The sequence below is a fragment of the Skermanella sp. genome (genome assembly GCF_059503625.1).
This window is the reverse complement of the sequence record NZ_JCACHA010001015.1, coordinates 1-6,119: the sequence shown is the minus strand read 5'-3', so window position 1 is coordinate 6,119 and position 6,119 is coordinate 1. Positions and strand designations below refer to the sequence as shown.

The window sequence follows — 6,119 nt, the reverse complement described above, 5'->3', positions numbered from 1 at the left end:
CTGGCCCGCGAGATTACGGCCGTCATCCAGGTCCCGCCTGGTAGCGGTTGAAGCCATTCCGGAATGCCGTCGCTTTGTCGCGGTGCCGGCAGCTGTAAGCGGACGCTTGCCATCAAGGAAGCAGGTTGTCGCACGGTCAATTTGTCGCCATGACCAGTTGTGTCATATCTGACGCTATCTGGCCACCTGCAAGGGCGTACTGCCCTGGCTGTTCCTGTCGGAGCGCGGACAGCCGCTGCACGGCAGTCGGGGAACTCCTTGATCACAGTGGTAATCCGAGCCTAGTTGGCACCGACTCACTCCCATATGGTTCATCACTTATGCGGGTTCGCCCTGGCTGACAGGGGGCACGACCTAAGGCTGATCCAGGACTACCTTGTACATCGCGATCCCAGGCACATGGTCCATTACACTTGGATCTCAGGCAGCCGGTTCGAAAGCATAGGGAGAAACTGACGGCATGGTGTCGAGGAAGACCCTCAACCAGGACAATCTTGCGGCGCTCGGCCCGGAACGCCTTGCCGCCATCCTCATTGAGGTCGCGGCCGGCAATGCCGAAATCAAGCGGCGTCTGCGCCTGGAGCTGGCCGAGCGGACCGGTGGTGGCGACGCTCTCGCCGCCGAAGTCGGTAAGCGCCTCACCGCCCTGCGGAACGCCCGCTCCTTTGTCGACTGGCAGAAGCGCCGGGAATTCCTGAAAGATCTCGATCAGCAGCGGGTGATGATCGTCGACCGGATCGCCCAGACCCGGCCGGACCTGGCACTCGACCTGATGTGGCGGTTCATGGATCTCGCCGAGCCGGTCTTCAATCGCGTTGACGACAGCAACGGCTCGGTCGGGGACTTCTTCCACACGGCCTGCGACAATCTTGCGGCCATCGCCGTGATGGCGCGGCCTGATCCGGCCAGCTTGGCGGACCGCGTCTTCACGGCACTCTCGAAGAACGACTATGGCCTGTTGGGAGCATGTCAAAGATGCTATGAGGCGACAGGAAAGGCAGGATTTGGCATATTTTGAGGCGTGATTGTCTTGCTTCACGGAGGATTGCCATGGAGAATTCGATCGCCCATTCCTCGAAAGTCTTTTCTTCGAACGCCACCCTACTGGTCGCGCTGGAATTATCGAAGGCTACCTGGGTGGTCGCCCTCAGTACTCCGTTTTCAGACCGGATCAGTCATCACTCAATTGCCGGTGGCGATGCCGGCGCCCTGCTCAAGCTGATCGAGCAGGCCCGCAGCCGGGCCGAAGCGGCGCTCGGGCAGCCGGTCCGGGTGGTCTGCTGCTACGAAGCAGGCTACGACGGCTTCTGGCTGCACCGCGTCCTGATTGCCCACGGTATCGACAACCATGTGCTCGATGCTGCCAGCCTGCTGGTCAACCGCCGGGCGCGCCGGGTCAAGACTGATCGCATCGATGTCGACGGATTGATCCGGGCGCTGGCAGCCCTGATGCGCGGCGAGCACCACGCCTGCCGCGCTGTGCACGTTCCCTCCATTGAGGACGAGGATCGCCGACGCCAGACCCCCGAACGCGAGCGTCTGATCGTAGAGCGCACTGCCCATGTCAACCGCATCAAGGGCCTTCTGATGGCACAGGGCATCCGGGACTTCCTGCCGATGCGGCCGAATGCGGCGGAGCGCCTGACTGAACTGCGTACCGGTGACGGTCGCCCCCTGCCGCCATGCCTGGTCGCCGAGATCCGGCGCGAGCTTCGGCGCCTCAAGCTGGTCGAGGAGATGATCGGCGAGGTCGAGACCGAGCGCGACAGCGTTGGGGCTGGCACCGTTACTGACCAGCGCATCGCCCTGCTGCGGCAGGTCAAGGGGATCGGCCCGGTCGCTGCGACCGTGCTGGGCCGCGAAGTGTTCCATCGCGAGTTCACCAACCGCCGGGAACTGGCCTCCTACCTTGGTCTGACGCCCAGCCCGTGGGCGAGCGGCTCGGTCCAGCTCGACCAGGGCATCAGCAAGGCGGGCAACGCCCGAGCGCGCACGGTCCTGATCGAGATCGCCTGGCTGTGGACCCGCTACCAGCCCGGCAGCCGTCTGGCTGGCTGGTTCCGGGAGCGCGTCGGTCAGACCAGGGGGCGACTGCGCCGGATCCTGGTCGTGGCGCTGGCCCGTAAGCTGGTTGTTGCGCTGTGGAGATATCTGAGCACCGGCGTGATCCCGGAGGGGGTCGAACTCCGGGCCTGAAACCATTTCCTGCCGAGAGGACATTGAACAGGCGGCCGTTGGCCGTCGACGAGCCGAGAGGGGCGCGTGACCGTTCCCACACAGGGCTGCAAGACGCCGCCGTCAAAGATGGGTCCCGCCCTTCCGGGCCTCCCCCCAAGCCTCGAGCCGACGCACGGGGAAGCTGGGTCCGGCCACTACGGTGACCGACCGGATATGAGTTGCCGCGGCGCCTTTTCTGCCGCGTTCGATGGGAGAACCGCTTTCGGCACGATCGGCAGCGATCGCAGCTTCCGACCTCGGGCAGGATAGCATCGTGCTCGCTCCGGCAAGGCCAAGCCGCCTGCGGCGGTGGCTCTGACGGGCCAGCCTTGCCTGCCGCTGCGCGCGATGCTCAACATGCGAACAGGTCGGGACGAAGGGACGGTCGTGCCAGTCGAACAAAGGGACAGGAACTTTGGCTTTCTGCTCTTGACCGGGGTCCCCTCATATGAGTGTGGGAGATCGGGGGTGGTTCGTGGCGTCGGCGGCAGATAGGCTGACCGCTGAGCAGCGGCAACCCTTGAGACGAGCATGCGTATCGAGATCCAGCTCCGGATCGTTGGTGACGACAACAGCGTGATCAGTACGGGCGAGGTTCTGCATTTCGACAAGAGCGACGACCGCGTGGAGGCGATCGGGCTGACGTTTGGTGACGCCAAGGGCGTGCTGGCCGCCATCCAGGAGCGCGTGGTCAGCGCCCAAGCGGCGAGCTTCCTGGCTCGACATCGGGGCTGTAACCGATGCGGTCGCGCCCTGCTGAGCAAGGGACCGGGTCGGATCCAGTTCCGTACCGCCTTTGGCACCATCCCGCTGAACAGTCCGCGCTTTCACCGTTGCCGCTGTCAGCCTTCGGCCAGCAAGACCTTCAGCCCGCTGAGCGAGTTGTTCACCGAGCGCACCGCGCCGGAACTGCTCTACCTGGAGACCAGATGGGCCTCGCTGGTTTCCTTCGGCCTGACTGCCCAGTTGCTGAAAGAGGTCCTGCCAATCGGCAGCACCGCCAATCCCTGCACTATTCGCCGCCACCTGCACAAAATTGCCGTTCGCCATGAAGCTGATCTTGGCAGCGAGCAGCCAGTTGGCCTTGAAAGCGGTCCGGATAATGGCCAACCGCTCCGGCAGGAAACGGTCATTGTCGGCATCGACGGCGGCTATCTCCGGAACTGGCACGACAAGAAGCGCAACTTCGAGGTCATTGTCGGCAAGTCCCTGGCTACGGGTTGTAATGACCGCTACTTTGGCCTCGTCTCCAGCCAGGATGAACGGTCCGACCGCCGACTTGCCGCGGTTCTGCACAGTCAGGATCTGCCAGGGAGCCCGGCCGTCACAATGTTGACCGACGGCGGCGACAGCGTGCGTGCGCTGGCGGGCGTGATGGCACCCGGCGCCGTGCCGATCCTGGACTGGTTTCACATTGCCATGCGCCTGACTGGGCTCGGCCAGTACACCAAAGGCCTGGCGCACCACAACCCGATCGAGGCCACCGCGCTGGAGAGCCGGCTGGAGCGGATCAAGTGGCGGCTCTGGCACGGCGACGCCGGTGAAGCGTTGACCCGAGCCGAGCAACTCGCCGTGGATGTCGCTGCCCTGGATAGCGGCTATCCCAAGCTGAAGCGGCTGGTCAAGGCGACCGCCGACCTGGCCACCTACATTGCCAACAATGCCGCAGCTCTCCCGGACTACAGCGAACGCTGGTTCAAGGGCGAGCGGATCTCGACCGCCTTCGTGGAATCAACGGTCAACCGCGTCGTCAGCCAGCGCTGTGCCAAGAAACAGCAGATGCAGTGGTCGAAGCAGGGCGCTCACCTGCTCCTGCAGACCCGAACCAAAACTCTGGACGGCACACTGCGCGACCTGTTCATCCGATGGTATCCGGCCATGGCTGTCAACGACAACCAAGTTGCGGCTCTCGCGGTTGCGGCATGAGCATCTCCCAAGCTTTGACATGCTCCCCTGGCATTCGGCTGCAGCACGAATGTTTCGGAAGGGCTGCTGTTCTCTTCATCGATCACCAATCCTGTTCTATCACCAAGGACTATCATGCTCATGGGGACCTTCACATCGGCATAGACAGGAACATGGTCTGCTTTCGTCCTCAGGTTCTATCATCGAGATGATGAACTATGCGAGGTTCGGCTAAATCTCTACGGGGATTGCATCGTCATCATGCATCTTCTCCAAAGTGGTTCAGCTATGCCCGGCGCAATCCACGAGTCGAAAACTCCTGGAACCCGACTGATCCTGGCAAGCTGGTGATCCTGCTGACGGCCTCAATATCGCTGTAGAGTAGTCGAGGGCAGGGTCGGGTCACAGAGGCCTCGAGTTTGGGACAGCGCCTGCGCCGCGGCACTCTGCACACTTTCTTATGGCACGCCGTGGCCGAGCGGCATGCGGCAGCGGCTGCCTGAGGCTGGCCCGAATTTCAGGGCCTCTATTCTGCATGTCCTGTTCCCTTGACGATGGCGTTCCCTCGGATTTGTCTCTCAAGCCGGGAGCGCCATGCCAGCAGGGATCAATGTGCTGTCGGTCGGTCAAAGACAGCGTCAACGCTCTCGGCGTCGAGCACCGCGTCAATCCAGGTATCCAGCTGGCTCGCATTCGCGGCCAGCACCTGAGCACGGTAGGTCTCGGGCACACCGTGAAAGCGCCGCTCGAGCAGCCGGAGCAGCGTCTCTGCTTTTCCCTCAGATTTACCTTCAGCACGTCCTTCGACACGGCCCTGTTCGCGTTCCTGTGCCATGACCGACATCACCGCCTCCCTCTGCTCATCCGGCGCCCGGGCCAGCGCCCCCTCGATCACCCGCCGGTCGACCGCGTCGTACGCCCAGTTGATGTATATAAACGCACTGACCAGAATTCCGCTACCCAGCAGATCGTCGACCGCCGCCAGCACCGCCGCCCCCTGCCCGTCCGGCCGGTGGCTGTACTTCAGCACCCGCAGCCCGCCCCGCGCGACACGCTGGCTGGACAGCCGCTCGTCCGGCACCTGACCCAGATCGAGCAAAGAGTAGGTGAAGTCGGGCAGGTAGCTCCGCAGGGCCGGATCTGCCACCACCGTCTCGCCGAACGACAGCGGCACATTCCACTCGCGCACGCCATGGTAGATCACCAGCGGCACGATCGGCGGCCGCTCGCTGCCGACCGCCCCACCCTGCTCCAGCCGCTGCCGGTCCAGGCGGCGCCAGATCTCGGCCAAGTAGCCCAGCAGCTGGACCCCGACCTCCGGGTCCGGAGCACTCTTGTGCTCCAGCAGGACATAGATGTAGACCTCGCCACCCCCGAGGGCACGAGCCTTGTAGAGCCGGTCCGCCTGGCTGTGGCGCAGATGCGCGGCCACGAAGTGGCCGTCGAGCAACTCCGGCGCACCGGGCGCCAGCAGGGCCGCCACCTCGGCCGGCAGATGCTCGCGCAGCAGCGTCGCGGCCACACCGGGCTCGTCCATCAGCGCCCGGAAGAAGGCGTCATGCGTCACCGGTAAATTCTGCACGAACGGACGCGCTCCTGGTTGCCGAAGTCCCGATCATGCCGCGCCGAACCCGGCCGCGCCAGCCGGATTTGGCATTCGACCGTACGAAACGTAAACAGCCGCAAGCGGCATCACCCTGCCCCACCTAACCTACTGACACAGGGGGTCTGAGCTCGGGTCGAGCGTTGCTCTCTTCCAATCGCTTCGAATCGGCAGATGCCGATGGCATTCTAGCGAAGATCATCTCGCCTGAAATTTCCAGAGATACGATCCATGGCCCCTTCGGGCGTCAGCGCAACAGTCGTGGCTTTCGGATCCTTGTGTCTGTTCCGGTGATGGGGCCGCTGGTCAGAGTCTGTTCGCAGACAGGTCGTGCCAGCCGATGCTGATCGAGATGCTACTTTGAGGAGAATAAGGGCTGACGCGCGGAAGGGCA

General features: G+C 63.6%; 5 protein-coding genes. 4 read left to right on the top strand and 1 reads right to left on the bottom strand.

Translation table 11 applies throughout. The annotated features are described in order from the left end of the window. Nucleotides 1-285 precede the first annotated feature (285 nt). The 4 genes from AC5JJ6_RS37040 to AC5JJ6_RS37025 all read left to right on the top strand — a co-directional run bounded on the left by AC5JJ6_RS37040 (nucleotide 286) and on the right by AC5JJ6_RS37025 (nucleotide 4,143). Complete coding sequence (locus tag AC5JJ6_RS37040; protein ID WP_496046833.1) at nucleotides 286-456, top strand: tyrosine-type recombinase/integrase; 171 nt, start codon at nucleotides 286-288, stop codon at nucleotides 454-456. A 4-nt stretch (nucleotides 457-460) separates the two neighbouring features. Then, nucleotides 461-1,018, top strand: coding sequence for a DUF6880 family protein (locus AC5JJ6_RS37035; protein ID WP_496046832.1), 558 nt, complete (start codon nucleotides 461-463; stop codon nucleotides 1,016-1,018). A gap of 32 nt (nucleotides 1,019-1,050) precedes the next feature. Then, nucleotides 1,051-2,196, top strand: coding sequence for an IS110 family RNA-guided transposase (locus tag AC5JJ6_RS37030; RefSeq protein ID WP_496046831.1), 1,146 nt, complete (start codon nucleotides 1,051-1,053; stop codon nucleotides 2,194-2,196). 552 nt (nucleotides 2,197-2,748) lie between these two features. Beyond that, complete coding sequence (locus tag AC5JJ6_RS37025) at nucleotides 2,749-4,143, top strand: ISKra4 family transposase (protein ID WP_496046830.1); 1,395 nt, start codon at nucleotides 2,749-2,751, stop codon at nucleotides 4,141-4,143. 586 nt (nucleotides 4,144-4,729) lie between these two features. Here AC5JJ6_RS37025 and AC5JJ6_RS37020 read toward each other — a convergent pair. Beyond that, a complete protein-coding gene (locus AC5JJ6_RS37020) occupies nucleotides 4,730-5,704 on the bottom strand; it encodes an Rpn family recombination-promoting nuclease/putative transposase (RefSeq protein WP_496046829.1) in 975 nt (324 codons plus the stop codon). Nucleotides 5,705-6,119: the final 415 nt, after the last annotated feature.

What these genes read in the sequence shown, in the direction of transcription:
- AC5JJ6_RS37035 (WP_496046832.1), top strand. Translation starts at nt 461, where the DNA reads ATGGTGTCGAGGAAGACCCTCAACCAGGACAATCTTGCGGCGCTCGGC.
- AC5JJ6_RS37030 (WP_496046831.1), top strand. Translation starts at nt 1,051, where the DNA reads ATGGAGAATTCGATCGCCCATTCCTCGAAAGTCTTTTCTTCGAACGCC.
- AC5JJ6_RS37025 (WP_496046830.1), top strand. Translation starts at nt 2,749, where the DNA reads ATGCGTATCGAGATCCAGCTCCGGATCGTTGGTGACGACAACAGCGTG.